Consider the following 25,059-nt stretch of genomic DNA (forward strand, 5'->3'; position numbering starts at 1 on the left):
TGCCGGCCGGCAGCAGGGCTTCGCGTGATCTCCTGAACAGCCCCGCATGGTTTGCATATGATCCGTGGCGAAAACCGATTTTCGGAATCATGCGCAAAGCTCAGGGAACGACGGCGACAATAAAAAGGCCGCCCTTCCGGCGGCCTTTTTGCAAATGAACTCAGCTGCTTAGAGCGCGGATGTGATCTGCAGCTCGTTGGCCCCGTCGAGGCCGTAAATGTCGTCGCGGAACTGCACCACGCCCGGCCCCGTCGACCAGGCCGAGATGTAGAGGAAATAGACCGCCACCGGATTGGTGACCTGCACCGGGACGTTTTCGCCGCTCTTGATGGCCGCCTCGAAATGCTGGCGATTCCAGCCCGGCGTGTCGCGCAGGATCCAGGTGACGAGATCGCGCACATTCTGGACGCGCACGCAGCCCGAGGAATCGAAGCGCATCATCTTGCCAAACAGGCTCTGCTGCGGCGTGTCGTGCATGTAGACGCCGTCCGGGCTGGGGAAATTGATCTTGACCGAGGCCATCGCGTTGCCAGCACCCGGATCCTGGCGGAAGCGGTACTTCTCGGCGTCGTCGGTCGACCAGTCGACGGTCAGCGGATCAACCTCGCTGCCATCCGGCGCGAACAGACGGATGTGGCTGTCCTTGAGATAGTTGGGGTCCTTCCGCATCAGCGGAATGATGTCCTTGCGCACGATTGAGACCGGCGCGTTCCAGTAGGGATTGACGATGATCTCGTTGATCTTGGAATTGACGATCGGCGTCTGGCGGTCGATCTTGCCGACGATCGCGGTATGGCGCAGCACGACGCGATCGTTCTCGACCGCCTCGATCTGGGCGCCTGGAATGTCAACCAGCACGTAACGGTTGCCAAGCGTGCCGGCGCGCTCGCGCAGCCGCTGCAGATTGGTCTGCAACTGGCCGAGACGAATTGGCGCCGAAACATTCATCGCCGCATAAGAATATTGGCCCAGCGTCCCGTCGGCGGGCAGGCCATGGCGCGCCTGAAAGCGCTTGACCGCGGAGTCGACATAGGAATCGAAGGCTGTCGAAATGCCGGCGCTCTGCGCCAGATCGCCCGCAATCATCAGGCGTTTGCGCAGCGGGACCACGTCGGGATCATCGACGCCGAGCTGCAATTTCTTGGTGTCGGGAACCGGCTCCCAGCCGCCCTGGGCGACGATGTTCTGGTATTGCGCGACCGCCTGTTCGGTAAACGAAACGGTCTGCAGGCTGAAGATCGGCAGCGTCGAGGCCACCTTGCCGCCCTGGCTGGGGCGCGCGTCGAACTGGTCGTCCCAATTGCCGCGGGCCGAGGATTTCAGGATATCCCCGATCACATCCTGCGCACTGGCTCGGCCGGCGACCATAGCGGCTGCGAGCGCGGAGGCCCCTGAAAGGAAGAAACGGCGGCTGGTTCTCATGGACGTTCCAGACATTCTTGCTACAATTCCACTCACCGGGCGGTCTCGCCCGCACTCTAGGGTTGGCTTCTTAACAATTAGCCAACCATGGTCCGCATCACTTCGGTGTAAAAACACATGGGAAGTGACTTGGGCACAGGACAAATGCACGGCTTTGGCCCCAGCATCACCCGCATCTTCGGTTCCATTGGAATATGGCGGCAACGTGGCTGTTGCTCGAATTTGGATCGGCAGGCCTGACGAAACGGAAAGACCGGTGCTTTTCGGCACCGGCCTTTGGTCTGCTCCGCGGCAGCGCTTCCGTGGTCCAGCTTCAGATCTTGCTGCGGCGGATGCGACTACATCCGATAGGCAATCGTATCGTTCCAGAACCGATCCAACCGCTGCAGGGCGCGGTTCATCTGCTTGAACTCTTCGGTGTTGATACCGCCGACCTGCTCGATCGAGCCGACATGGCGCTCGTAAAGGCCGGCGACGACTTCCGCCACCTCATTGCCCTTCGGTGTCAGCGAAACCCGCACGGAACGGCGGTCGATGCGCGAGCGCTGGTGGTTGATGAAGCCGAGATCGACCAGCTTCTTCAGATTGTAGGAGACATTCGAGCCGAGATAATAGCCGCGCGAGCGCAGTTCGCCGGCGGTCAGCTCCGAATTGCCAATGTTGAACAGGAGCAGCGCCTGGATGGCGTTGATGTCGGAGCGGCCGTTGCGGTCGAATTCGTCCTTGATCACATCAAGCAGACGGCGATGCAGCCGCTCGACCAGCTGCAGCGATTCCATGTACAGCGAACGGATCGCCTCGCGGCGGTCATCGGATACGTTGGCGGTCTTCGCCGCCGGACGCGAATTGATCATTGTCTTTGCCTCTCGTTTGTCGCCCGGTGATTTTTTGTTCTTCACCTTGATCGCGACACTATCGAATACTCATAAAATTCGACTTAAACGCCAAGGCTAACAAGAGCTTACCGGTAAAGGGTTTCGAAAGAGGCTTAACGGACGGTCACCCGAGCAAGGATAATTAACCTAAAGATTTAGCCAACGATCCTGGCCGGAATTGCTATCGCCGGGCTTGCCGTTTCTGGATCCAGATCACCACGCGGAACACGATGTAGAGCAGCGCCACCGCAAGGTGCGAGGCGACGATCAGCAGCCGGTGGCCGAACAGCTCGGGGAAGCCGGCATACATGACGCTCTCGGTCACCGCGCAGATGAACCAGATCACCGGCCCCCAGGACGCCAGCATCCAGAGGCCGGCGGCAGCGAATGGAAAAAACACCGCCAGCACCACCGCCGCCACCTGCCAGTGCACCGGCATCAGGTCGAAGCGCCACAACGGGCCGGGGTAAAAGCCGATCAGCCGGATCCAGTACAAGATGCCGAACAGCAGGCAGTAGCCGGCGATGACGCGCTGGAACCAGGCGAAGATGACCTCGACCGTCGAGGGCTGCAGCACCACGCGTCTCGAGGCGACCTCGCTCACAGCTTCAGTTCCCGTTCGCCGAGCGGTGCGAAATAGGCGTCGACGTCGGCGGCGCTGACGTCATCGATGCCTGCCGGCCGCCATTGCGGCGTCGAGCCCTTGTCGATGATGGCGGCGCGGATACCTTCATAGAAGTCGTGCCCGGCAAGCATGCGGTTGAGGATACGGAACTCCATTTTCATGCACTCGTCCATCGACAACGTCTGCCCGGCGCTGATCTGGCGCCAGGCGACATGCAGGCTGGTCGGTGAACGGGTGCGGATGGTGGCCAGCGTCTTTGCCGCGAACTCGTCGGCAGTGGCTGCCCGCTCCAGACTGGCGACGATATCGGCCAGCGACGGCTGCGCGAAATGCCGGGCGATGGCCTCCAGTGTCGGCCTGTCGGTCTCGCGCCTGGCCGGGATGAAGCAACCGCGCAGCACTGATTCCGGGTCGCCGCTTTCCGCCAGACGGTCGAGAAAGCCGGCCTGGTCCTCCGCCTTGATCGTATGGGTGGCGAGGCCCGACCACAAAGCATTGCCATAGCGGATGCGGTTGCCGGTCAGCGCCAGATACATGCCGAAGCTGCCGCCGAGATCCGGCAACAGATGGCTGGCGCCGACATCCGGGAAAAAGCCGATGCCGACTTCGGGCATGGCAAACTGGGCGTTCTCGGTCAGCACCCGCTGCGAGCCATGGAAGGAGATGCCGACGCCGCCGCCCATGACGATGCCGTCGATCAGCGCGACATAGGGTTTCTTGAAACGGGCGATGCGGGCGTTCAGCCGGTATTCGTCGGCGAAGAACTCGACCGGCGGCTTTCCTGCCCGGCCGGCCTCGTAGATGTGGAGGATGTCGCCGCCTGCGGAAAACGCCCTGCCTTCGGCCTTGACGACGACAACATCGACGCCGTCGTCGCGTTCCCAACTGCGCAGCGCCTTATCCAGCGCCTTGACCATGCGGTGGGTTACGGCATTGAGCGCCTGCGGCCGCGTCAGCGTGACGATGCCGGCCCTGCCCAATCTTTCGAAGCGAATCTCGTCGCCTCCGCCAAAATCCATCGCCAGAGACTCCCTCCCCCGCGCCCCGCCGGGAGTGAAGTGCTAAAGCGTGGCGCATGGCCGCGTCAATGGCGGGCGGCCAATCCCGCTGCTTGGCCGTTGGCAGCAGCCGGTGCTAAAGCTGGTTCTTTGAACCGGAGGTTGAACCCTTGTCTTGGTTGCCGCGCCTTGCTGTTGCGGTGGTCGGCCTGATCGGCGCGATCACTTCTCCCGTGTCGGCCGCAACCGTCGACGAGCTCTACCGATCGCAGACCATCGTCACCGGCCAGGGCGAAGAGAACCGCCAGATCGGCTTCAAGGCCTGCCTCGATGCGGTGCTGGTTCGCGTCTCCGGCGATCAGCGGCTGCCGAAAAGACCTGATATGGCGGCGTTGCGCGACAAGGCCGGGAGCTTCGTTGCCGAATTCCGCTATCATGATCGTCTCGAAGGCATTCCGGTCCATGACGAACAGGGCACCCACGACCGACCGCACGATCTCACCTGCCTTTATAAGCCCGAAGTCATAGATCCCGTGCTTGCCGGGCTTGGCAGCAAACCATGGCTTGGCGAGCGGCCACGCTTGGCAATTTTCCTCAGCGCGGAGCAAGGCGCGAGACATTTCGCGCTGACCGCGGACGATCAGCGCGGAGCGGCGATGCGCGAATCCTTTGCCAATGCCACCGGTCCACTGGTCATGCGGATTGTATTTCCGGCAGCGTCGCTGCTCTCCGCCTCAAAGCTGGACGACCGAAGCCTCAGCCATGCCGACATGGCGACATTGGACCAGCTTGCCCGAAAAGCCGGTGCCGATCAGGCGCTCGCCGGCAGCATCGTCTGGAGCGACAAGGAACTGGGCTGGATCGCCGATTGGCGGCTTGCCATGAAGGGCAAGAGCTACAAATGGCAAGTGCGCGGCGTCAGCTTCGACGAGGCATTCCGCGTCGCCATGCGGGGCGCGGCGCAGGTGTTGTCCGGCAACGGCGCGCCAGAGTAAGGTTTTGAACCAGCACTGGCACAATCGTGTCGCATTGGTCAGCGGGGAAGGCTCGTGGTAAAAGCCGCCGATCCGGAGTTTTTGCGATGAACAAATTCACCCCTGCAAAGCCTGCCGGCGCGCGCAGCGTCGACGAGATCACCGGCAGCCGGCGGCTGCGGCGCATGCGCAAGGCCGATTGGTCGCGCCGCCTTGTCCAGGAGAACCGGCTCTCGGTCGACGATCTGATCTGGCCGATCTTCGTCGTCGACGGCAGACAAGTGCGCGAACCGATCGCCGCCATGCCCGGCGTGTTCCGCCTGTCGCTCGACCTCGTTGTCAAGGAGGCTGAGCGCGCGGCTAAGCTTGGCATTCCGGCGATCGCCACTTTCCCCAATGTGGAGCTCGGCCTGCGCGATCAGACCGGTTCGCACATCCTCGATCCGGAAAACATCATCAACCGTGCCACCCGCGCCATCAAGCACGCAGTCCCGGAGATCGGCATCATCACCGACGCCGCGCTTGACCCGTTCACCTCGCATGGCCATGACGGCATCTTGCGCGAGGGCATTATCGTCAATGATGAAACGGTAGAGCAGGTGACGGCGGCGGCCGTCATTCAGGCGGCGGCGGGGGCCGACATCATTGCCCCGTCGGACATGATGGACGGTCGGATCGGTGCCATCCGCGATGCGCTCGACGCCAATGGGTTTCAGGATGTAGCGATCATGTCCTATGCGACCAAGTTCGCATCCGCTTTTTACGGCCCCTATCGTGAGGCGGTCGGCACCGCCGGCCTGCTCAAGGGCGACAAGAAGACCTATTACATCGACCACGCCAATTCCGACGAAGCGGTGCGCGAGGCCGAGCAGGATCTCGCCGAGGGCGCCGACATGCTGATGGTCAAGCCCGGCCTGCCCTATCTCGACATCATCCGGCGGCTGAAGGACGAGTTGCAGATGCCGACCTTCGCCTATCAGGTCTCGGGCGAATATTCGATGATCAAGGCCGCCGCCGCCAATGGCTGGATCGACGGCGAAAAGGCGATGCTGGAATCGCTGCTCGCCTTCAAGCGCGCCGGCTGCGACGGCATCCTGACCTATTTCGCGCCGGAAGTGGCTGAAATGCTGAAGGGGTAGCAGACGTTGTTGTGGGGGCTGGGCAAGCATTTCAAAACGGTGTTTGGCCCTAAACCACGCGGCGACACGGATACGCTTGGGTATCACGCGTACGTCACGCTTTATGACTGGACTGTGCCGAGTTCCAAGCTGTCCAGCGCTATTGGTCGAATTTCGGACAAGCAAAAATCCGCGCTCGACGCCGCATGGATCGAGCTGGAAAGCGGTCTCGCCGGGTGGAAGACGAACAACCATATCCTGGCGGCGGATATAGCGGCAGAGGTCCGAAACAGCCTCTCGGAATCAGACCTCGATGACATGGTCGTTTCTATCCTCTTCGATCAATCCGGCTCGATGCGCGGCCAGAAAATTCTGTACGCGGCTGCATCCGCCGACATTGTTCAGGAATTCCTGCGCACGCTCGGCCCCAAGGTCGAACTCCTGGGCTTCACAACGCGCAATTGGCGCGGCGGAGAATCAAGACGCATCTGGAATGAAGATGGCCGGCCCGCCAATCCGGGAAGACTGAACGACCTGCTTCATATCATCTACAGGGAGGCTGGCGACAAGCGCCAGAGCAGTATAGGCCATGCCCTCAAGCCGATGCTGCGACCCGACCTGCCCAAAGAGAATGTCGATGGCGAAGCCATCGAGTGGGCGGCCGGGCGGCTGCTGGAACGTCCTGAATCCCGTAAAATACTGCTTGTCGTGTCTGACGGCGCGCCGGTCGACGATGCCACACTTTTAGCAAACGGCCCGCGCTATCTCGACGATCATCTCATTCATGTGGTTCGGCAGCTCGAGACAACCGGCAGAGTTGATTTGCTGGCGGTTGGGTTAGGCTTTGATGCAAGCCGCTACTATCGTGTCTCAGCCAATTGCGAGGCTCCCGATCAACTTGCCAGAACCATGCTGACGTTGTTGAAACGTGAGCTTGTCGCCGGGCCGAGAGCGAGTAGCGGCGACCGTGGCTGACGAGAGGCTGGTTTCGTCCCGGCGGCTGTCGTCCCACGATGCTATCCATCGTCAACTCACAGAGGCGGCCGTAAATACCGCTTGCAATTTGCAATCAGATAAGCTACCCAATAACCGATTGCAAAATGCAACTAGTTATGGAGGCTCTCATGTCCAAACTTCGCGTCAAGGCTTTCACCCTGTCGATCGACGGCTTCGGCGCCGGTCCCGACCAAGACCTGAAGAATCCGCTGGGTATTGGCGGGGAGGCCCTGCACGAATGGATGTTCGGCACCCGCACCTTCCGCAAGATGGTCCTCGGCAAGGATGGCGGGACCACGGACACGGACGAGGCGTTCGCGGCGCGCAGCTTCGAAAATGTCGGCGCATGGATCCTGGGCCGCAACATGTTCGGGCCGATCCGCGGCGAATGGCCGGATGACAGCTGGAAAGGCTGGTGGGGTGACAACCCACCCTACCACGTGCCGGTCTTCGTGCTGACGCACCATGCGCGTGAGCCCATCGTCATGGAAGGTGGCACGACTTTCCATTTCGTCACCGACGGCATCCATTCGGCGCTGGAGAAGGCGAAAGCAGTGGCTGACGGCAAGGATGTACGGCTCGGCGGCGGCGTCGCCACGATCCGGCAATATCTCCAGGAAAAGCTCATCGACGAAATGCATCTGGCGATCTCACCGGTCCTGCTAGGCGCCGGCGAGAGCCTTTTTGCCGGCATCGACATGCCCAAGCTCGGCTATCGCTGCAGCGAGCAGGTCGCGACGCCGAAGGCCACGCACGTCATCATCGAGCGCGATTAGGAAGTAGCGTGGGCGTTTTTGTCTGCGCTATTGGCGAAACCTTTGGTGCAGGCCCCTTTCTCCCCGTCACTATACGGGGAGAAATGCCCGGCAGGGCAATGAGGGGCGGCGCAAGCGATCAAAGATTACGCTGCCGGACAATACCCCCGAGGGCAATATGACGTCAGAATAAGTTTAGTCCACGAAGTGATTTGAGCGGGTTCAATTGTCGAGGTTGGCGCCGCCCCTCATCCGCCTGCCGGCACCTTCTCCCCGTATGGTGACGGGGAGAAGGGAGCCCTGCCTCAGTACTTCTCCGGCACATACAGTTCGCGCGGCAGTACCTGGCGCTCGTATTCGGGATTGAAGACGCGCTCCGGCAGTGTGATCTCCTCGTGCGGCACCTCCTCATAGGGCATTTGCTTGAGGAGATGGTCAATGCAGTTCAGCCGTGCCCGCTTCTTGTCGTTGCCCTCGACGATGAACCACGGGGCTTCCGGGATATTGGTGCGGGCGAAGGTCTCTTCCTTGGCCTTGGTGTACTGCTCCCAGCGCACGCGCGACTGGAGGTCCATCGGTGATAGTTTCCATTGCTTCATCGGGTCATGGATGCGCATCAAAAAGCGCATCTGCTGCTCCTCGTCGGTGATCGAAAACCAGTATTTGACAAGCGTAATGCCTGAGCGGACCAGCATGCGTTCGAAATCCGGAACGTCGCGGAAGAACTCCTCGACCTGATCCGGCTGGGCAAAGCCCATTACCCGCTCGACGCCCGAGCGGTTGTACCAGGAGCGGTCGAACAGCACGATCTCGCCGCCGGCCGGCAGATGCGGAACGTAGCGCTGGAAATACCATTGCGACTTCTCGCGCTCGGTCGGCGCCGGAAGTGCTGCGACGCGGCAGATGCGCGGATTAAGCCTCTGGGTGATGCGCTTGATAACACCACCCTTGCCCGCCGAGTCGCGGCCCTCGAAGACCACGACGAGCTTCTTCTTGTGATAGGCGACCCAGGATTGTAGCTTGATCAATTCGGATTGCAGCGTGATGAGATCGCGAAAATACTGCAGGCGGTCGATCGATGGCGGATGCGCATTCTTGTAGATCTTGGCGATCTCCATCGACAGCGCCGGCTCCGAGATTTCCAGCTCATAGTCTTCATCGAGCGTGTCGGCGAGTTCCGCTTCCAGCCAGTCCCTGGCCGGGGAATTCTGTTTTATCTCGGTCATTTGCGCTGCTCCGCTTACAGGCCTTGCCGGCCGCTGTCAGGCGCTCTGCCGCCCGGCCCGGCGGCCGGAAATCGAAGCGCTGGACCGATGTTAGTATAGGCCGGCAATGACGGTTTTATTGCAGCCACTACTGCGCTGGCTGTGCGTTCAATCCGGAAGATGTGATCGAGCTTGCCATGCGGAACGGGCGACAAGCGGAACGAATTATCCTACAAATACCCGGTTCATTGAGGGCTGTCGTTTGCAACGCCCTTTCCCGATAAATCGTGAGGATACGACATGGAATACCGCACTCTCGGCCGTTCCGGGCTGAAGGTTTCGACGCTGACCATGGGCACCATGACGTTCGGCGGCGGCGGCGCGTTTTCGGCGGTCGGCAAGACCGACCTCGACGAGGCGCGCCGGATGATCGACCTTTGCATCGATGCCGGCGTCAATGTCATCGACACCGCCAACGTCTATTCGAACGGGGTGTCGGAAGAGATCATCGGCGAGGCGCTCGGAGGCAAGCGCAAGGGCGACGTGCTGATCGCGTCCAAGGCGCGCATGCGGATCGGCAAGGGCCCCAACGATGAAGGCTTGTCGCGCTACCATCTGATCCGCGAATGCGAGAGGAGCCTGAAGCGCCTCAGGACCGATGTCATCGACATCTATTTCCTGCACGAGTGGGATGGCCTGACACCGCTTGAGGAAACCATCGCCGCGCTCGACACGCTGGTCGCGCAGGGCAAGGTCCGTTATGTCGGCTGCTCCAATTATTCCGGCTGGCAAGTTATGAAGGGGCTGGGGATCAGCGACCGTCATCACCAGCCGCGCTTCGTCACCCAGCAGATCCATTACACGCTGGAAGCGCGCGAGGCCGAGTATGAATTGTTGCCGATCTCGGTCGACCAGGGGCTCGGCGTGCTGGTCTGGAGCCCGCTTGCCGGCGGGTTGCTGTCCGGCAAATACCACCGTGACCAGCCGACCGCCCGCCAGCTCAGCGGCTGGTCGGAACCGCCGATCCGCGACGAGGACCGGCTGTGGCGGATCGTCGACGCGCTGATCGATATCGGCAATAACCACGGCGTGTCGGCGGCGCAGGTGGCGCTTGCCTGGCTGCTCGGCCGGCCCGCTGTCAGTTCGCTGGTGATCGGCGGACGAACCGAAGCGCATTTCAAAGACAATATCGCCGCTGCAAGCCTTGTGCTTGCCGATGAGGAGCGCACACGGCTCGACGTGGTCAGCAGGCCGCCCGTGCTCTATCCCTACTGGCACCAGCAATTCACGGCAAAGGACCGGTTCGGGCCGGCCGATCTCGTCCTCGACCGGGACGGCGCCTGAAAAGTCGGGCTCTCCGGACAGCGCCGAGATATGGAGCCGATCGTGCCTTGCGGTGTTGTGTTTGCGGTCCAATGCTCCTAGGCAAAGGCCAAGCACAATGAAAGGAAACGATATGGCACGAGCACCGAACTACGGTCAGGAACGCAAGGAACGCGACCGGCAGAAGGCTGCCAAGAAGGCGGAAAAGCAGGCTGCCAAGGTCGCGGCCAAGGAGCGCTCGAAGCCCGAGGGCGAAAGCGAGCCCCAGACCAACACCGAAACGGCCGAGTGATGATATCAGGCCTGTCAGGTGGCCCGGGTCTCGGTCAAGTCCCCGCTATGCCTCAGGCCGGCGCCTTGTCGCTGACGAAGACGTTCACTTCACGGGCGGCGGCAATGAAGGCCCGTCTTGCGTTCATGGCCGGCTTGTCGCCGGCCAGCGCATCATGACAGGCCTGCAGCGCTTCGCGGTGCTTGGGGCTGCGCTTGCCGGGCCAATTGTTGAGGAGGTAGTCGGAAGCCTCGCGGGCTGTACGCAAGAGCTGGTTGCTTCCCGCCGCGCCCTTGACGGTCACGGGTGTGTCAAATCGGTTGTTTTCCATCGCCGCTCTTACGCCATCGGCATTTGCGAAGCGAGACCGAAAGTAGCTTTCTTCGCTCATCTGCCTTTTTCGTGATCAATGGCCGCCGATCCGCACTCAAGCGACGACGGCAAATCCCCTGGCGCGCAGGCCGCGCCGGTCGTTGCGCAGCGACGTCACCAGCCGGTCGCGGCTGCCGACGATATGGGCTGAAACCAGGCGGGCGGCCCCATCGGCGTCGCCGGCCCGCACCGCCGACAGAATGGCATGGTGTTCGGCCCAGGCGCGGCTGAGCGCTGCCTCGTCGCGAACCTCGAGCCAGCGGGCGCGCGACAGGCGCGTCATCGCGTCGCGAACCGCTCTGAACAGGAACTCGTTGCCTGACAGGCGTGCCAACTCGATATGAAAATCCATGCCGACGCGATGCCATTCCTCGCGCGGGGTTTGGTCGTCGCAGGAATCGAGCATCGCCTCGATGATTTCGACGGCGCTCCTGTCCTGCAAGGCACAAGTCAGCCTGAGCGCCGCGACCTCGACCGCCTCGCGATAGACGGCGATCTGCTCGAGTTCGGCGAGATTGATAGGCGAGACCGTCCAGCCGCGGCCGTCGCGGCAAATCAGGCCTTCGGTCTCGAGCCGCAGCAAGGCCGCCCTGACCGGCGTGCGCGAGGCACCGAAGCGGCTTTCGATCCAGCGCTCTGTCAGCCGCTCGCCGGGACCGATCTCGAGCCCGAGGATCATTTCGCGAAGCTGCTTTTCGACGTTCTGCATCTGCGACATTGGCGTTCCGTTCAGGTCATTTGTTCCGGCAATCGGGTCACTGGCCAGCGTTGGCCGATCACGCCGGCCTTTGTCGATCATGTTGGAGAGGCCCGCATTGACAGCGACGAGGCTTGCGTTCATGACAGATACCAGCTTGGTATCCCAAAATGGTATCCGCAGCAAGTTTTCATGCAAGCTGGCCGGACAGGACAGGACATGCCGCAAGACGCCACCCTCGCCACGCAAGGCACGCATAACGTCCACTGGCGTCGCAATCTCGCCGTGTGTTTGGCCGGCTCGTTCAGCACGCTCGCAGCGATGACGCTGCTGTTGCCCTTCCTGCCGCTCTACGTCGAGCAGTTGGGCGCCGAGGGCCATGCGGCGATCGTGCAGTGGTCGGGCATCGCCTACGGCGCCACCTTCCTTGCTGCCGCGCTGGTGGCACCCCTATGGGGCCGGCTAGGCGACCGCTACGGCCGCAAACTGATGCTGGTGCGCGCCAGTTTCGGCATGGCGCTGTGCATGTCGCTGACCGGCATGGTGCAGACTGTCTGGCAATTGGTGTTCTTGCGCCTGCTGATCGGCTTTGCCGGCGGCTATTCTTCGGGCTCGACCATCCTGGTTGCCATGCAGACGCCGAAGGATCGCTCGGGCTGGGCGCTGGGCGTGCTGTCGGCCGGAATCACGGCCGGTGCCCTGGTCGGTCCGCTGCTCGGCGGCGCGCTGCCGCCGCTGATTGGCATCCGGGCCACATTCCTGCTCGCCGGCGGCGTCATTTTCCTGGCCTTTCTGGCAACCACCTTGCTGATCAAGGAGGCCCCTCGCCCGGTTGCCGCCAAGGCCGCGTCAGAAGAAAAGGCGAAAGGCGGCTGGTCGCAGATTCCCGACAAGCGCCCCGTCGTCGCCATGCTGGCGACAGGCATGCTGTTGAGTTTCGCCACCATGTCGATCGAGCCGATCATCACCGTCTATGTCCAACAGCTCATCGAAGATCAGAGCCAGGTCACGCTTGTCTCCGGCATCGTCATGTCGGCGGCAGCGCTCGGCGCCATCCTGTCGGCGTCGCGGCTCGGCAAGCTCGCCGACCGTATCGGCCACTGGAACGTCATCGTTGCCTCACTCGCAGTCTCGGCGCTGCTCTTGATTCCGCAGGCCTTCGCCACGCAAGGCTGGCAGCTCGTCGGCCTGCGTTTCCTGATGGGCCTGGCGCTTGGCGGTCTTTTGCCCTGCATCACCAGCGTCATCCGCCACAATGTGCCCGACGGCGTCGGCGGCAATGTGCTGGGCTTGTCGATCTCGGCGCAATATGTCGGGCAGGTCGCCGGGCCGTTGCTCGGCGGCTTCGCCGGTGGCCATTTCGGTATGCGCTCGGTGTTTCTCGGCACATCCGTTCTGATGGCGGGCGGAGCGGCCTATAACTGGCTGGTCCAGTCGCGCCGCGAACGCGACATGCTGGCGGAAGCCGGCAAATCCTGACACGGTTCGCGGCACTATCTCAGGCGGTCGCCAGGAATCATGGAGGCGTGGAAATGAGCACGGATGAACACGCGGCAGGCGGCCGCATTCTGGTTCTTGCCGGCGGCCTATGCGGCGCAACCGGCGTGGCGCTTTCGGCGGCGGCGGCGCATCTCGGCGGCGCTTTCGTCGGTACGGCCGCGTCCTTCCTGCTCATGCATGCGCCGGTCTTCCTTGTCGTCGGGCTGCTCGGTGGAAATAGCATCCTGCGAACCGGAAGCCTCATCCTTCTCGTCGGGCTTCTGCTGTTCTCGGGAGATCTTCTGGCCCGCGACTTCCTTGGCTCGCGGCTGTTCCCGATGTCGGCGCCGATCGGCGGCACGTTGCTCATCGGCGGCTGGCTGGTGATGGCCGCCTCGGCGCTGGTGCGCCCGCGCCCTTGACGCGGCAGCCAGGTTCGCCAGTTCTGTCAGTCGCGCGGACGCTCGGGCCGGACTTGGCCGTCGCGCTTGGTCGTCTTGACCACACGCCGTCGCTCCGGCCGTTCGGTGGCCGGCGAGATGCCCCAATAATTGCGATAGATGTCTTCGAACAGATGCTTGATCGGGTGCATGGCTTAATCTCCTCTAGCTTTTTGAATCGATCCAATCAGCGGGCACAAAAAATAGGCCGCCGATCAGCTCCACTTGCGTCCTACGAGGAAACGCAGGTCGCGAATCCACGGACCGGTCCTGTCGCGCCCCTTACCGGCCTCCGCGTTCGAGCGGATGCTCCAGTCGTTCCGGTAAATGTCCTCGAACAGATAATTGACGGGGTGCATGGCACTCTCCTCTTGTATCGATCCAATCAGCGGACGAAAAACGCTCTTGGATCGATTCAAAGAATATGCGTCGCACCATAAATGTCAAGCAAAAATTTGAATCGATCCAACGAAGGTGTTAGTTAATTGGCGATACTGTTGGACAGGAGTCCTGGAGACAAACAAATGGCATCACTCACCGAAGGCGGCAGGAGACCCATCCGGCTGGCGGACATCGCCAAAGCCGCGGGCGTATCGCACGGCACTGCCTCCAATGTCTTCAGCCGTCCCGAAATCGTGCGCGAGGAAGTCCGCGAGCGGGTCAAGGCGGCGGCCGACGCGCTGGGCTACGCCGGCCCGGATCCCAAGGGCCGCCTGCTGCGCGCCGGCAAGGTCAATGCAATCGGCGTCGCCACAACCGAGCCGCTGTCCTATTTCTTCGACGACCCCTTTGCCCGCGTGATGATGGCCGGCATCTCGGAAGCCTGCGACGCCACCGGCGCGGGAATAGCCCTCGTGTCGGCTGGCAACGAGGAAAAACTTGCCTGGAATATCCAGAGCGCCCTCGTGGACGGCTTCATCCTGTTCTGCATCGAGGGCGGTCCGCGCCTCGTTGAGCTGACGCGCGAACGAAAGCTCCCCTTCGTCGCGCTCGAGCTCGGCTCGCAGGACGACACGGTCTCCGCGATCAGTATCGACAATGTTGCCGGCGGCCGACTCGCGGCGCGCCATCTGGCGGAACTTGGACATCGCCGCTTCGCCGTGTTGTCGCTGGCCTTCGCCGACGACAGCACCGGTCTTGTCTCGCCCGAGCAGGTCCGGACGGCAACCTATACCGGAACCCGTGACCGCCTCCTCGGCTATTTCGAAGAGCTTTCCCGGTTTGGTGTCGACACCGCCGAGGTGCCGGTCTACGAGACCGAAAACGACAAGGCGAGCACAAGGGCTGGTCTCGAAACCATCTTCGCCTCGGCGGAACCGCCGACCGCCATCCTGGCGATGTCGGACCGGATCGCAATGGTGGCATTAGAATGGCTCAACGCACGGGGCATCGCGGTTCCCCGCGATGTTTCCGTCGTCGGCTTCGACGGCGTGCCTGAAGCCGCAACTTGCGAGCCTCCGCTCACCACCATCGCCCAGCCGATCGCCGAGATCGGCCGCCGGGCAGCGCGAAGAATCCTCGACTTCGACGGCACGGTGCGGCGAGAAACGCTCGATGTCGAACTTGTCGTCAGGGCATCGTCCGGACCGCCGCCGAGCATAGCTTGAGGCCGGCAGATCGACCGTCCAGGTCTATCGGTTCGCTTGTGCGGCCATCGGCCCGATTTCAAAAGACGAGCGGGCCGCCTCGTTGCGGACCGGCTTGCCCTTGCCGGACCAGCCGATGGCGGACAGCCACTCCAGATAGAAGGCGAGTGCGAACTGCATGGCGATGCCGGCGGCGAGCAGCAGACTGTCATAGGCAATGCCGCCCGGGTTGATCAGCTTCATCACCTGCGCCGCCATGGCAATCACCGTGCCGGCGATGAAAACCGGCAGCGAGCGTTTGCCCAATATGGCGAGCGGATTGTCGCGGCCGGTGCGGAACAGGTTCGAGACGAAAGGCAAGGCGACGACCAGATAGCTCATCGCCAGGATGTGCAGCAGCCGCGGCAACGACAGGAACGTCTTGTCGAAACCGGTCAGCACCACCGGCAGGTCGAGCCATGACACATGCCCCCACAGCGGGCTGTGCACCCAGACGAGCGCCGTCAGCACGTAGGCGGCCGCCACGCCGACCAGCCAGCGATTGACCGGGATGGTGCCGCCGCGCCGCACATGCAACACGCTGGCCATGCCGATATTGAACAGCAATTGCCATGACAGCGGATTGAGGAACCAAAACCCGGGCTCCGGGTAGTTCGGCGGCGCGATCTGGTAGATTCCGGCAACCAGCCAAAGGGCTGCGGACACGGCAAGCGCGGCCAGTGGCCTGTAGCTGATGAACAGCAGGAAGGCCGGCGCCATCAACAGCAGCGCCGCATAGACCGGCAGTATGTTGTTGTAACCGAGCTGATGGCCGAGCGTGACGATACCGACCAGGACTTGTGGTGGGTTCCTGACGAGCGGCTCGATGTTGATCAGCGTCAGAAGGTCCGGCCGTTTCGCAAACACCGCCGCCGCGCAGAAGATAGCCATGACCACCATCGTCGTGACGATGTGGGTGACATAGAGCACACCGGCGCGGCGCCACATTTTCAGCGTTGCAATCAGCCGGTTTCCCGGCTGGAATTTAGTGCCGTAGGCGAGAGCGACGGACATGCCGGAGATCAGCACGAAGGCCTCGGCCGCATCCGAAAACCCGAAATTCTTGTAGGTCAGGGTTTCGAAAACAGTGCCCGGCACGTGGTCGACGAATATGGTCAGGAGAGCGAGTGCCCGGAACACATCAATACGCGTATCGCGTTCCGGCGAAACTGGCATGGTCATCGATAAAAGGCCTTAAAGCTGGTTGTTCATGCGCGGCAATGCGACCACCCGGGCGCACACTGCTTCGATCCCTCCCGCGGGGATTATATCGGCGAAGAAACGGACTGAAATGCGCCCGGTTCAATCAACTTTGGCGGAGCTTGAAAATATTTCGTTTTGAAGCCGGCAAATTAACGAAAGTAACGCAAAATCAAAAGGATGCGACTATGGCCGAGGAGAGCCTCGAAGACGGTATTTTGCAGGAAAATTCAGGCTTTTTCTACCGGCTCCTTCGACCCGCCAATTTACCCGGTGACTGGCTGTTCCTGTTGCATGGATCGGGTGTAGACGAGACGACCTTGCTGCCGCTTGGTCGGCAAATCGCGCCGCACGCGGCGCTGGTTGCGGTCCGTGGCCGCATTCCTCAGGAGCACGGGTTCCGTTGGTTCACGCGAATCACCCCGACGCGTTTCGAACAGGCCAGCATCCGTGCTGAGGCGGACGCATTCGCGGGCTTCGTCGACGGCATCGCGAAGCGCCGCCGCTTCGATCTCAGCCGCGCGACCTTTCTCGGTTATTCGAACGGCGCCAACCTGGTCTCAAGCGTCATGCTGCTGCGTCCGGGCCTGATCGAGCGCGCCGCATTGCTGCGTCCGATGCCGGTGCTCGACTCGGTGCCGCCGGCCGACCTGTCGAAGGCGCGAGCGTTGATCATCGCCGGCGCTGCCGACCTGACCTACGCGCCATTCGCGCCGGCGCTGGCCGCTCTACTGAGCTCGCATGGCGCCAAGGTCGAGACCCACACCATTGCCTCCGGCCATGAAATCGGCGATCCGGACGCCGAGATCGTCAGGCAATGGCTGACGGATCCTGCAGTCGCCGTTGCATCGTCAAATCGATGAGCCTCGAAGCTACCCTCGCCCCATGCGGTTCCAGGCGTCCAGCCCGGCGATCTTGTAGGCTTCGGCCAGCGTCGGATAGTTGAAGGTGTTGTTGACGAAGAAGTCGACAGTGCCGCCGAGATTAATCACCGCCTGGCCGATGTGGATGAGCTCGGTCGCGCCCTCGCCGACAATATGGGCGCCGAGCAGACGGCGTGTTTCGATCGAGAACAGAAGCTTCAGGAACCCGGTGTTGACGCCCATTATGTGGCCGCGCGACGTCTCGCGGAACCGCGCCACGCCGACCTCGTAGGCAGCACCACTCTCGCGCACCTGCTCCTCCGACTGGCCGACGGTGGAGATTTCCGGCACGGCGTAGATGCCGTAGGGAAAGGTTTCGGGCGGCGGCGGCAAGGGCACGCCGAACGCATGGCAGGCGGCCACCCTGCCCTGCTCCATCGAGGTCGAGGCCAGGCTCGGAAAGCCGATGACGTCGCCGGCGGCATAGATATTGGGCGCGCTGGTCTGGAAGGTGTGCGGATCGACCTTGATGCGGCCCCTGGGATCGGCCTCGATGCCGACCGCTTCCAACCCCAGGCTGCCGACATTGCCGGTACGCCCTGCAGCGTAGAGCACGATCTCGGAACGGATGGTGCGGCCGTCGGCCAGCGTCACCTCGGCGCAATCGGGTTTCGAGGCGATCTCCTTGACGGCACTGCCTAATCTGATCGTCATGCCGCGATCGCGCATCTGATGGATGAAGTCGTCGACGATCTCGCGGTCGACGAAATCCAACATTGTGTTGCGCGGCTCGACCAGCGTCACTGGAACGTCGAGCGCCGAAAAGATCGTCGCATATTCGACGCCGATAACGCCCGCGCCGATCACCGTCAGCGTGCGCGGCAGGCGGTCGAGTTCCAGCATCTCGTCGCTGTCGAAGATCCGTGTCTTGTCGAACGGCACGTCGCGCGGCCGGTGCGGCCGGGTGCCGACCGCGATCAGCGCATGGGCGAAGCCAACCTCGCTGTAGTCGCCGGTGTCGGTGGTCAGGCTGACCTTGTTGGGGCCGAGGAATTTTACCGCGGCGCGCGCACTCTTGACCGTGTTGCGCATGAACTGGTGCTGCAGCACCTCGACCTCGTGGTCGAGCGTCTTGTGCAGGCGCTCGACCAGATCGCCGACCGAAATGTCCTGCTTGACGCGGTAGCCGCGTCCATAAAAGCCGCGCTCACGCCAGCCGGAGAGGTTGAGCACCGTCTCGCGCAACGTCTTCGACGGTATGGTGCCGGTATGCACCGAAACGCCGCCGAGACGCCGGCCTCTGTCGACCACCAGCACCGACTTGCCGAGCTTGGCCGACTGCACCGCGGCGCGGCGCCCGGATGGGCCGCTGCCGATGACCAGCATGTCGTAGTCCATGTCGCCCCGTCCCCTCGGCTCGGCGCCTTTTGTTGCGCCGCAGCAAGCTAACGCTATCCGCGCCATGAATTCAACAAGTCAGACGGCTCAGACGACATCAGGCAGTCCGTCACCATCTACACGGCGGCGAAAGGCTCGATCTTGATTCCGCCGCGAACCTTCACCATTTCACCAAGGAGCGGCCCCGTGCATTAACCCGGGTTCGATTACGAGGAAATGACATGAACGCTCGCGTTCTCGACGGCGAAATCATCACCAGCAGGCTCGAAGATGTCCGCGCTTATGAGGGCGTGCGCACGCGGCGCATTCTCGCCTTCGTCATCGATTATTTCATCGTCGCGCTGCTCACCATTCCATTCGCGATCCTGGTGTTCTTGTTCGGGCTGTTGACGCTCGGCCTCGGCTGGATGCTGTTTTCCATTCTCGTGCCGGCCGTCGCCATCCTCTACATCTGGAACACGCTCGGCAGTAAAGACCAGGCCACCACCGGCATGAAGGTAATGGGCATCCGGCTCGACCGGCTCGACGGCAGCCGCATCGACGGGCTGACCGCCGTCGTGCATTCGGTGCTGTTTTGGGCCGGCAATGTCATCCTCTCACCGCTGGTCCTGCTGGTGAGCCTGTTTTCCGACCGCAAGCGCACGCTGCACGACCTGTTGCTCGGCACCGTCGTCAGCCGCAGCGGCCGCTGAGCAGACTTTTGAAGCGCGGCCGCAGCCTTTGCGCACAAAAGTGAAGACCTCCAGTCAACCAGGCTTTCACAATCCTGTTGAATTTTTCGGCGTCCGCGCCAAAGGTAGAACGATTCGCAGGAGTGTTTCCAAGGCTCGATGACGCAGCACCCGACCCAGTCGCCACAGTTCTTTCTGACCGCGCCCTCGCCGTGTCCCTATCTCGAGGGCCAGTTCGAGCGCAAGGTGTTCACACACCTGGTCGGCGACAAGGCCCCGGAGATGAACGATCTGTTGACACAGGGCGGTTTCAGGCGGTCGCAGAACATCGCCTACAGGCCGGCTTGCGAGACCTGCCGCGCCTGTGTGTCGGTGCGCATCCTCGCGCAGGAATTCACCGCCAGCCGCAACATGAAACGGGTCATACAGCATAATTCGGATCTGGTCGGCGCCATGCACGACGCCGAACCCTCCACCGAACAGTATTCGCTGTTCCGCAGCTATCTCGACGCCCGCCATCGCCGTGGCGGCATGTCCGATATGACCGTGCTCGACTACGCCATGATGGTCGAGGATACCCATGTCGACACCAAGGTCATCGAATACCGTCGCCGCGGACCCGACAGCTTCATCACCGGCAAGGGCCAGGGCGAACTGATCGCCGTGGCCCTCACCGACAAGATGGCCGATGGCCTGTCGATGGTCTATTCCTACTTCAACCCGGATTTCGAGGACCGCTCGCTCGGCACCTTCATGATCCTCGACCACATCGCCCGCGCCAGGGCGATGGGCCTGCCCCATGTCTACCTGGGTTACTGGGTCAACGGCTCGCGCAAGATGAATTATAAGATGCGCTTCCAGCCGCAGGAGCATCTCGGCCCGAAAGGCTGGGAACGCCACAATCACGAAGCGGTTTCGCGCTGATCTCCGCTTTCGGTATTCACTCTTAAATTGTTTCGAGGAGGATGCCGCTGGGCTTCCGGCCGATCGGCTGGGAGACCGGGCGAGTCAATTTTGCGCCTCCAAGCCTATCGCGAGAATTGCCGCATGCCTTCCCACAACGACCACCAGAGAGGCCTTCTGATCACCGCCATCGGCGGGCTGACGCTGACCGTCGACATTCCGCTGATCCGGCTCGCCGATGGCGAGGCGTGGACGATCCTGCTGTTGCGCACCGGCACAACCTTCGTCACCACGCTCATCATCTGGGCCGTCTGGCGTTCGCTGAGCGCAAAGGCACCGCAGCTTGTGCCGGGCTGGTCGGGGCTCATCGTTGCCGCCCTCTACGGGCTCGGCTCGATCGCCTTCATCACCGGCGTCTACAACACCTCGACAGCCAACCTCGTTTTCATCCTGGCGTTCACAACCATGTTCGCGGCCCTTTTGTCATGGCTGTTCCTGAAGGAGAGGCCACGACCGCTGACGCTTGTCGTGCTGGCATTGATGATCGTCGGCGTCACGATCATTGTCGGCGATTCCGTTGGAACCGGACATCTCTTCGGCGACTTGATGGCGCTATGCTCGGCTTTCATGATCGCCGCGGCCATCACCATCTCGCGCGCCAGCGGCAAGGATATGGGTTTCACGGCGCTGATCGGAGTGGTCCTGCCGCTGGCCGTTGCCGCCCTGATGGTTTCCAAGGTAGGTTTTCACGTCAACGCACCCTGGTGGATCATCTTCAACGGTGCCGTCATCATGCCGATCTCGTTCTTTTGCCTCGCCAACGGCCCGAAATACATCTCCGGGCCGGAAGTGGCGATGTTCTACCTGCTCGAAACCGTGCTGGCGCCGGTCTGGGTGTGGATGATCTTCGCCGAGACCCCGTCGCACAACAGCCTGATCGGCGGCGCGATCCTCATCGTCACCTTGATCGGCCATTCGCTCTGGCAGTTGCACGAGGGGCGCAAGCGCCGCGCCATGTTCGCCGTCAGTCACCCGGCCTGATTCTTTTTCGCGGCGGCGCGTTCGGCGACAATTTCGATCTGCGGCGGTGCGTCATCCTGCTCCGCCGGTTCGGCGGCAGCGAGTTCATCGGTCAGTTCCACCTCGCGCAGCCATTCGCGCCAGATTGCGACCAGCAGCGCCATCAGCACCGGCCCGATGAACAGGCCGAGAAAGCCCATCGTCTTGACGCCGCCGATCAGGCCGAAAAAGGTTGGCAGGAAGGGCAGCTTTATCGGCCCGCCGACCAGCTTCGGGCGCAATGTCTTGTCGACGATGAAGAGTTCGACCGCGCCCCAGATGAACAGCGCCAGCCCGGCCATCGGCGAGCCGCTGGCCGCGAGATAGATCGAGACAAGCGTGAAGGACAGCGGCGCGCCGCCGGGGATCAGCGCCATGATGCCGGTCAGCGCGCCGAGCGTCACCGGCGACGGTACGCCGGCCAGCCAGTAAGCGATACCCAACACCAGCCCTTCGCCGATGGCGATCACGGTCATGCCGGTCACCGTCGAGGAAATAGTCGCCGGCACCACGCGTGAGATCCGTTCCCATCTGGCCGGCAGGATGCGTTCGCCGAGGCGATCGATCTGTCCGGCGAAATGCTCGCCGTCGCGATAGGCGAAGAACAGCGCGATCATCATGAACAGCAGCGTCAGCAAAAGGCCGAAGGCGCTGCCGCCGGCGGCAAGCACGCCGCGATAGATGCTGCCGATATTGGCGCCACTGATCAGCTGGATCAGTTCGCCGATACCGCCGGGGTGGCCAACGTTGACCGTCCATTGTTCATTGAGCCATTCGCCCACCACGGGCATGGTGGCGATCCAGTGCGGCGTCGGCGCACCATAGCGGTTGGTCTCGATGGCCCAGCTGACCCATTCGCGCACCTCATTGATGGCGTAGGTGCCGGCAAGCGCGATCGGCACCACCAGGAAGGTCAGGATGAACAAGATCGCAAGCGTCGCGGCGATCGTGCGGTTGCCGCCGACGCCAGCGAGCAACCGCCGATAGAGCGGCCAACTGGCGAAAGCGATAACCAGGGCGGCAAGGACCGGGAACAGGAAGCCGTGGAAGAAATAAACGCCGGCGGCGACGATCAGCACCAGGAGCCAGCGCGCCGCCGACAGCGGCGGAATGACAGCGGCCCTGAGCGGCGTCGACAGGCCAAACAGGCGCTGCTGCCGCTCCGGCTTCTGTATCCTGACTTCCTTCAAGCGCCCAACTCTCCCTGGCCCATCGCATCGCTTATGCACTGATATAGTGCAGCAATCGTGACGACATTCCAAATGTTTGGGTGGAGCTGCTAATCTCCCCCCTTGAGGGGGAGATGGCCGGCAGGCCAGAGGGGGTCGCCGCGCGTGAGGCGCCAGCCTCCTCTGTTCGCGATTGGAGGTCGCGTCAGGACGTGCCGACCCCCTCTGTCGCCTTCGGCGACATCTCCCCCTCGAGGGGGGAGATTAGCAGCTACCCAAATTTCCCAGTCCTCGGGAATCCCTTCGGCACCATGCGTCCGGCCGAGGCTCGGGCACCGATCCATTCGATCAGCTCTTCACGCGACTTGACGAAGGTGCGGTCGGCCGAATCCTGCCAGGAGAGACCTGCCGCGAGCGTGAAGGTCTTGACGTCGAGGACACCGCCATCCTTGTACTTCTGCAGGCGCACGCCCTTGCCGCGCCCCATCTCCGGGATCTCGGCTAGCGGGAACACCAGCATCTTGCGGTTCTCGCCGACAATGGCGAGATGGTCGCCCGCGACGCTCACGCAGCGCTGGGCCTCGTCGGGCGCCTTGACGTTCATCACCTGCTTGCCCTTGCGGGTGTTGGCGACGACTTCTTCTTCCGGCACGATGAAACCGTTGCCGTCATGCGACACCAGCAGCAGCTTGCGCTTGGGATCATGGACGAAGGCGGTGACGATGTCCTGGTCGTTGTCCATGTCGACGATGATGCGGATCGGCTCGCCATGGCCACGCCCACCCGGAAGCCGGTCGGCGCCGATCGTGTAGAACTTGCCGCCGGTGGTGAAGACCAGCACCTTGTCGGTCGTCTGGGCGTGGAAGGCGAGCTTGAGGCTGTCGCCTTCCTTGAAGGTCAGGGCCGAATGGTCGGTCAGATGACCTTTCATGGCCCTCAGCCAGCCCTTTTCCGACACGACGACGGTGACCGGCTCGCGCTCGATCATGGCATGGGCGATATCGGTCAGGTCATGTTCGGGTGCATCTGCGAACTCGGTCCGGCGCTTGCCGATCTCGGTCTCGGGCCCGTATTTCTGGCGAACATTGGCGACTTCCCACTTGATCGTCGCCCACTGCTTGGCGTCGGACGCAAGCAGTGCCTCGATCTGCTTCTTCTCGCCGGTCAGGCCATTGAATTCCTCGCGGATTTCGAATTCCTCGAGCTTGCGCAGCGCTCTCAGCCGCATGTTGAGGATGGCTTCGGCCTGGGTGTCGGTGAGTGACCAGCGCGCCATCATCACTTGCTTGGGCTCGTCCTCCTCGCGGATGATCCTGATCACCTCGTCGATGTTGAGGTAGGCGATCAAATAGCCGGCGAGGATCTCCAGCCGCCTTTCGATCTCGCCGAGACGGTGCTTGGAGCGGCGGATCAGGACGTCGCGGCGGTGCTCCAGCCATTCCTTGAGCACGCCTTTCAGCGACAGCACGTTCGGCACCTTGCCGCGCGACAACACGTTCATGTTGAGCGGAAAGCGGCTTTCGAGCTCGGTCAGCTTGAACAGCGATTCCATCATGATGCCGGGATCGACCGAGCGGCTCTTCGGCACCAGCACAACGCGGATGTCCTCGGCGCTCTCGTCGCGGATATCCTCGAGCAGCGGCAGCTTGCGCGCCATCAAGAGCTCGGCGATCTTTTCGATCAGCCTGGCCTTCTGGACGCCGTAGGGGATTTCGGTGACGACTATGTTCCAGGTGCCCCTGCCCTGATCCTCCTGGTTCCATTTCGCCCTGACGCGAAAGCCGCCGCGGCCGGTTTCATAAGCTTCGAGGATCGAGGCGCGGCTGTCGACGATGATGCCGCCGGTCGGGAAATCCGGACCTTGTACGAAATCCATCAGCTTCGTCACCGGCGCATCCGGATGCTCGATCAGGTGGAGCGCGGCGTCGCAAAGCTCGGCCGCATTGTGCGGCGGGATCGAGGTCGCCATGCCGACGGCGATACCGGAAGAGCCGTTGGCGAGCAGGTTCGGGAAGGCGCCGGGCAGCACGGCGGGCTCCTCGTCTTCCTCGTTATAGGTCGGTCGGAAATCGACGGCGTCCTCGGTGATGCCTTCCAGCAGCAGCGTCGACACTTCGGTCATGCGCGCTTCGGTGTAGCGCATGGCGGCGGCGTTATCGCCGTCGATATTGCCGAAATTGCCCTGCCCGTCGACGAGCGGGTAGCGCATCGAAAAATCCTGCGCCAACCGCACCAACGCGTCGTAGATCGACTGGTCGCCATGCGGATGGAATTTGCCCATCACCTCGCCGACGATGCGGGCGCATTTGGCAAAGCCCTGGTCGGGGTTGAGTCGCAACAGGCGCATGGCATGCATAATGCGACGATGCACCGGCTTCAGCCCGTCGCGCACGTCCGGCAGTGCCCGGTGCATGATGGTCGACAGCGCGTAGGCGAGGTAGCGCTCTTCCAGCGCCTTCTTCAGATCGACCGGCTCGATATTGTCGCCGCCGCCACTCTCGGGCGGCAAAAGCCTTTTTCCCATGGGCTGGCACTAGCCGAGCGGGTGATTCGCGGCAAGAGGCACCGGTATGCGTCCTCCTAAAGCGCGTCGCGTTCGACCGGCCTCATGCGACGCTTTA

Annotated in this window: 26 protein-coding genes; 13 read left to right on the forward strand and 13 right to left on the reverse strand. The window is 62.4% G+C overall.

Going from position 1 to position 25,059, the window contains the following annotated elements:
* Positions 1 to 168: 168 nt before the first annotated feature.
* The 4 genes from NKH13_RS04915 to NKH13_RS04930 form a co-directional block, all read right to left on the reverse strand.
* Positions 169 to 1,422, reverse strand: a complete 1,254-nt coding sequence (locus NKH13_RS04915) for a L,D-transpeptidase family protein (RefSeq protein ID WP_023717271.1) — start codon at positions 1,420 to 1,422, stop codon at positions 169 to 171.
* A gap of 338 nt (positions 1,423 to 1,760) precedes the next feature.
* Entirely contained in the window at positions 1,761 to 2,276 is a 516-nt protein-coding gene (gene ldtR / locus NKH13_RS04920) for a transcriptional regulator LdtR (protein WP_023674486.1), read from the reverse strand.
* Between the two features lie 202 nt (positions 2,277 to 2,478).
* A complete protein-coding gene (locus tag NKH13_RS04925; RefSeq protein ID WP_352714852.1) occupies positions 2,479 to 2,901 on the reverse strand; it encodes a DUF6163 family protein in 423 nt (140 codons plus the stop codon).
* Positions 2,898 to 3,941 (reverse strand): enoyl-CoA hydratase/isomerase family protein, encoded by a 1,044-nt coding sequence (locus NKH13_RS04930; protein ID WP_352714853.1) that lies wholly within the window; start codon positions 3,939 to 3,941, stop codon positions 2,898 to 2,900. The genes NKH13_RS04925 and NKH13_RS04930 overlap by 4 nt, the downstream gene beginning before the upstream one ends.
* Before the next feature lie 149 nt (positions 3,942 to 4,090).
* Here NKH13_RS04930 and NKH13_RS04935 point away from each other — a divergent pair, with 149 nt between their 5' ends.
* From NKH13_RS04935 to NKH13_RS04950, 4 genes are all read left to right on the forward strand, one after another.
* Entirely contained in the window at positions 4,091 to 4,915 is an 825-nt protein-coding gene (locus NKH13_RS04935; protein ID WP_352714854.1) for a DUF8605 domain-containing protein, read from the forward strand.
* Positions 4,916 to 5,001: 86 nt separating this feature from the next.
* Positions 5,002 to 6,033 (forward strand): porphobilinogen synthase, encoded by a 1,032-nt coding sequence (gene hemB / locus NKH13_RS04940; protein WP_352714855.1) that lies wholly within the window; start codon positions 5,002 to 5,004, stop codon positions 6,031 to 6,033.
* A gap of 9 nt (positions 6,034 to 6,042) precedes the next feature.
* Complete coding sequence (locus NKH13_RS04945; protein ID WP_352910888.1) at positions 6,043 to 6,987, forward strand: cobaltochelatase CobT-related protein; 945 nt, start codon at positions 6,043 to 6,045, stop codon at positions 6,985 to 6,987.
* Positions 6,988 to 7,136: 149 nt separating this feature from the next.
* Positions 7,137 to 7,784: a dihydrofolate reductase family protein gene (locus NKH13_RS04950; RefSeq protein WP_292658699.1), complete on the forward strand. Its 648-nt coding sequence runs from the start codon at positions 7,137 to 7,139 to the stop codon at positions 7,782 to 7,784.
* A gap of 284 nt (positions 7,785 to 8,068) precedes the next feature.
* Here NKH13_RS04950 and ppk2 read toward each other — a convergent pair whose 3' ends face one another.
* Positions 8,069 to 8,989 (reverse strand): polyphosphate kinase 2, encoded by a 921-nt coding sequence (gene ppk2 / locus NKH13_RS04955; RefSeq protein ID WP_352472021.1) that lies wholly within the window; start codon positions 8,987 to 8,989, stop codon positions 8,069 to 8,071.
* 279 nt (positions 8,990 to 9,268) lie between these two features.
* Between ppk2 and NKH13_RS04960 the strand changes: the two genes are divergently transcribed.
* Together NKH13_RS04960 and NKH13_RS04965 are read left to right on the forward strand one after the other, a co-directional pair.
* Positions 9,269 to 10,312, forward strand: coding sequence for an aldo/keto reductase (locus tag NKH13_RS04960; RefSeq protein WP_352714858.1), 1,044 nt, complete (start codon positions 9,269 to 9,271; stop codon positions 10,310 to 10,312).
* Positions 10,313 to 10,424: 112 nt separating this feature from the next.
* Positions 10,425 to 10,583 carry a hypothetical protein gene (locus NKH13_RS04965; protein ID WP_352714860.1) on the forward strand — a complete coding sequence of 53 codons (159 nt, stop codon included), beginning with the start codon at positions 10,425 to 10,427 and terminating at the stop codon, positions 10,581 to 10,583.
* Positions 10,584 to 10,635: 52 nt separating this feature from the next.
* Here NKH13_RS04965 and NKH13_RS04970 read toward each other — a convergent pair whose 3' ends face one another.
* Both NKH13_RS04970 and NKH13_RS04975 read right to left on the reverse strand, forming a co-directional pair.
* Positions 10,636 to 10,893, reverse strand: a complete 258-nt coding sequence (locus NKH13_RS04970) for a DUF982 domain-containing protein (protein ID WP_023674477.1) — start codon at positions 10,891 to 10,893, stop codon at positions 10,636 to 10,638.
* 96 nt (positions 10,894 to 10,989) lie between these two features.
* Positions 10,990 to 11,652 carry a GntR family transcriptional regulator gene (locus NKH13_RS04975; protein WP_352715233.1) on the reverse strand — a complete coding sequence of 221 codons (663 nt, stop codon included), beginning with the start codon at positions 11,650 to 11,652 and terminating at the stop codon, positions 10,990 to 10,992.
* A 198-nt stretch (positions 11,653 to 11,850) separates the two neighbouring features.
* Here NKH13_RS04975 and NKH13_RS04980 point away from each other — a divergent pair, with 198 nt between their 5' ends.
* Positions 11,851 to 13,110: a multidrug efflux MFS transporter gene (locus NKH13_RS04980; RefSeq protein WP_352910892.1), complete on the forward strand. Its 1,260-nt coding sequence runs from the start codon at positions 11,851 to 11,853 to the stop codon at positions 13,108 to 13,110.
* A gap of 53 nt (positions 13,111 to 13,163) precedes the next feature.
* Positions 13,164 to 13,532, forward strand: a complete 369-nt coding sequence (locus NKH13_RS04985) for a DUF423 domain-containing protein (protein ID WP_352714865.1) — start codon at positions 13,164 to 13,166, stop codon at positions 13,530 to 13,532.
* A gap of 26 nt (positions 13,533 to 13,558) precedes the next feature.
* Here NKH13_RS04985 and NKH13_RS04990 read toward each other — a convergent pair whose 3' ends face one another.
* Positions 13,559 to 13,702, reverse strand: a complete 144-nt coding sequence (locus NKH13_RS04990) for a hypothetical protein (protein ID WP_352481237.1) — start codon at positions 13,700 to 13,702, stop codon at positions 13,559 to 13,561.
* Between the two features lie 63 nt (positions 13,703 to 13,765).
* Entirely contained in the window at positions 13,766 to 13,909 is a 144-nt protein-coding gene (locus NKH13_RS04995) for a hypothetical protein (protein ID WP_352910895.1), read from the reverse strand.
* A 165-nt stretch (positions 13,910 to 14,074) separates the two neighbouring features.
* On the opposite strand from NKH13_RS04995, the gene NKH13_RS05000 reads away from it, so the two are divergent.
* A complete protein-coding gene (locus tag NKH13_RS05000) occupies positions 14,075 to 15,157 on the forward strand; it encodes a LacI family DNA-binding transcriptional regulator (protein WP_352714867.1) in 1,083 nt (360 codons plus the stop codon).
* Positions 15,158 to 15,181: 24 nt separating this feature from the next.
* On the opposite strand, the gene NKH13_RS05005 is transcribed toward NKH13_RS05000, so the two are convergent.
* On the reverse strand, positions 15,182 to 16,357 hold the full coding sequence (locus NKH13_RS05005; protein ID WP_292656152.1) for an OpgC family protein: 1,176 nt from the start codon (positions 16,355 to 16,357) through the stop codon (positions 15,182 to 15,184).
* On the opposite strand from NKH13_RS05005, the gene NKH13_RS05010 reads away from it, so the two are divergent.
* Positions 16,303 to 17,238 (forward strand): alpha/beta hydrolase, encoded by a 936-nt coding sequence (locus NKH13_RS05010; RefSeq protein WP_352714869.1) that lies wholly within the window; start codon positions 16,303 to 16,305, stop codon positions 17,236 to 17,238. The two genes, NKH13_RS05005 and NKH13_RS05010, sit on opposite strands and share 55 nt — an antisense overlap.
* A 9-nt stretch (positions 17,239 to 17,247) precedes the next feature.
* Here the strand turns inward: NKH13_RS05010 and sthA are convergent, their stop codons facing one another.
* Positions 17,248 to 18,636 (reverse strand): Si-specific NAD(P)(+) transhydrogenase, encoded by a 1,389-nt coding sequence (gene sthA / locus NKH13_RS05015; RefSeq protein ID WP_352465511.1) that lies wholly within the window; start codon positions 18,634 to 18,636, stop codon positions 17,248 to 17,250.
* 221 nt (positions 18,637 to 18,857) lie between these two features.
* On the opposite strand from sthA, the gene NKH13_RS05020 reads away from it, so the two are divergent.
* From NKH13_RS05020 to NKH13_RS05030, 3 genes are all read left to right on the forward strand, one after another.
* Positions 18,858 to 19,328 (forward strand): RDD family protein, encoded by a 471-nt coding sequence (locus NKH13_RS05020; RefSeq protein ID WP_352714871.1) that lies wholly within the window; start codon positions 18,858 to 18,860, stop codon positions 19,326 to 19,328.
* A 138-nt stretch (positions 19,329 to 19,466) separates the two neighbouring features.
* Positions 19,467 to 20,231 (forward strand): arginyltransferase, encoded by a 765-nt coding sequence (locus NKH13_RS05025; protein ID WP_352714873.1) that lies wholly within the window; start codon positions 19,467 to 19,469, stop codon positions 20,229 to 20,231.
* Between the two features lie 123 nt (positions 20,232 to 20,354).
* The gene (locus NKH13_RS05030; RefSeq protein ID WP_352910899.1) at positions 20,355 to 21,251 is read left to right on the forward strand and encodes a DMT family transporter; all 897 of its coding nucleotides are present in this window, start codon (positions 20,355 to 20,357) and stop codon (positions 21,249 to 21,251) included.
* Here NKH13_RS05030 and NKH13_RS05035 read toward each other — a convergent pair.
* Complete coding sequence (locus tag NKH13_RS05035) at positions 21,239 to 22,459, reverse strand: AI-2E family transporter (protein ID WP_352714876.1); 1,221 nt, start codon at positions 22,457 to 22,459, stop codon at positions 21,239 to 21,241. The two genes, NKH13_RS05030 and NKH13_RS05035, sit on opposite strands and share 13 nt — an antisense overlap.
* 250 nt (positions 22,460 to 22,709) lie before the next feature.
* Positions 22,710 to 24,962 carry a DNA topoisomerase IV subunit A gene (gene parC / locus NKH13_RS05040; RefSeq protein ID WP_352714878.1) on the reverse strand — a complete coding sequence of 751 codons (2,253 nt, stop codon included), beginning with the start codon at positions 24,960 to 24,962 and terminating at the stop codon, positions 22,710 to 22,712.
* Between the last annotated feature and the right edge of the window lie 97 nt (positions 24,963 to 25,059).

The sequence above is a fragment of the Mesorhizobium sp. M1348 genome (assembly GCF_040317925.1).
In the GTDB taxonomy this organism is placed as follows: Bacteria; Pseudomonadota; Alphaproteobacteria; order Rhizobiales; family Rhizobiaceae; genus Mesorhizobium.

Excerpts from the sequence above, each read along its gene's own strand:
- NKH13_RS04915 (WP_023717271.1), bottom strand. The coding sequence starts at position 1,422 with ATGAGAACCAGCCGCCGTTTCTTCCTTTCAGGGGCCTCCGCGCTCGCA.
- ldtR (WP_023674486.1), bottom strand. The coding sequence starts at position 2,276 with ATGATCAATTCGCGTCCGGCGGCGAAGACCGCCAACGTATCCGATGAC.
- NKH13_RS04930 (WP_352714853.1), bottom strand. The coding sequence starts at position 3,941 with ATGGATTTTGGCGGAGGCGACGAGATTCGCTTCGAAAGATTGGGCAGG.
- hemB (WP_352714855.1), top strand. The coding sequence starts at position 5,002 with ATGAACAAATTCACCCCTGCAAAGCCTGCCGGCGCGCGCAGCGTCGAC.
- NKH13_RS04950 (WP_292658699.1), top strand. The coding sequence starts at position 7,137 with ATGTCCAAACTTCGCGTCAAGGCTTTCACCCTGTCGATCGACGGCTTC.
- ppk2 (WP_352472021.1), bottom strand. The coding sequence starts at position 8,989 with ATGACCGAGATAAAACAGAATTCCCCGGCCAGGGACTGGCTGGAAGCG.
- NKH13_RS04960 (WP_352714858.1), top strand. The coding sequence starts at position 9,269 with ATGGAATACCGCACTCTCGGCCGTTCCGGGCTGAAGGTTTCGACGCTG.
- NKH13_RS04965 (WP_352714860.1), top strand. The coding sequence starts at position 10,425 with ATGGCACGAGCACCGAACTACGGTCAGGAACGCAAGGAACGCGACCGG.
- NKH13_RS04970 (WP_023674477.1), bottom strand. The coding sequence starts at position 10,893 with ATGGAAAACAACCGATTTGACACACCCGTGACCGTCAAGGGCGCGGCG.
- NKH13_RS04975 (WP_352715233.1), bottom strand. The coding sequence starts at position 11,652 with ATGTCGCAGATGCAGAACGTCGAAAAGCAGCTTCGCGAAATGATCCTC.
- NKH13_RS04980 (WP_352910892.1), top strand. The coding sequence starts at position 11,851 with ATGCCGCAAGACGCCACCCTCGCCACGCAAGGCACGCATAACGTCCAC.
- NKH13_RS04985 (WP_352714865.1), top strand. The coding sequence starts at position 13,164 with ATGAGCACGGATGAACACGCGGCAGGCGGCCGCATTCTGGTTCTTGCC.
- NKH13_RS04990 (WP_352481237.1), bottom strand. The coding sequence starts at position 13,702 with ATGCACCCGATCAAGCATCTGTTCGAAGACATCTATCGCAATTATTGG.
- NKH13_RS04995 (WP_352910895.1), bottom strand. The coding sequence starts at position 13,909 with ATGCACCCCGTCAATTATCTGTTCGAGGACATTTACCGGAACGACTGG.
- NKH13_RS05000 (WP_352714867.1), top strand. The coding sequence starts at position 14,075 with ATGGCATCACTCACCGAAGGCGGCAGGAGACCCATCCGGCTGGCGGAC.
- NKH13_RS05005 (WP_292656152.1), bottom strand. The coding sequence starts at position 16,357 with ATGACCATGCCAGTTTCGCCGGAACGCGATACGCGTATTGATGTGTTC.
- sthA (WP_352465511.1), bottom strand. The coding sequence starts at position 18,636 with ATGGACTACGACATGCTGGTCATCGGCAGCGGCCCATCCGGGCGCCGC.
- NKH13_RS05020 (WP_352714871.1), top strand. The coding sequence starts at position 18,858 with ATGAACGCTCGCGTTCTCGACGGCGAAATCATCACCAGCAGGCTCGAA.
- NKH13_RS05025 (WP_352714873.1), top strand. The coding sequence starts at position 19,467 with ATGACGCAGCACCCGACCCAGTCGCCACAGTTCTTTCTGACCGCGCCC.
- NKH13_RS05030 (WP_352910899.1), top strand. The coding sequence starts at position 20,355 with ATGCCTTCCCACAACGACCACCAGAGAGGCCTTCTGATCACCGCCATC.
- parC (WP_352714878.1), bottom strand. The coding sequence starts at position 24,962 with ATGGGAAAAAGGCTTTTGCCGCCCGAGAGTGGCGGCGGCGACAATATC.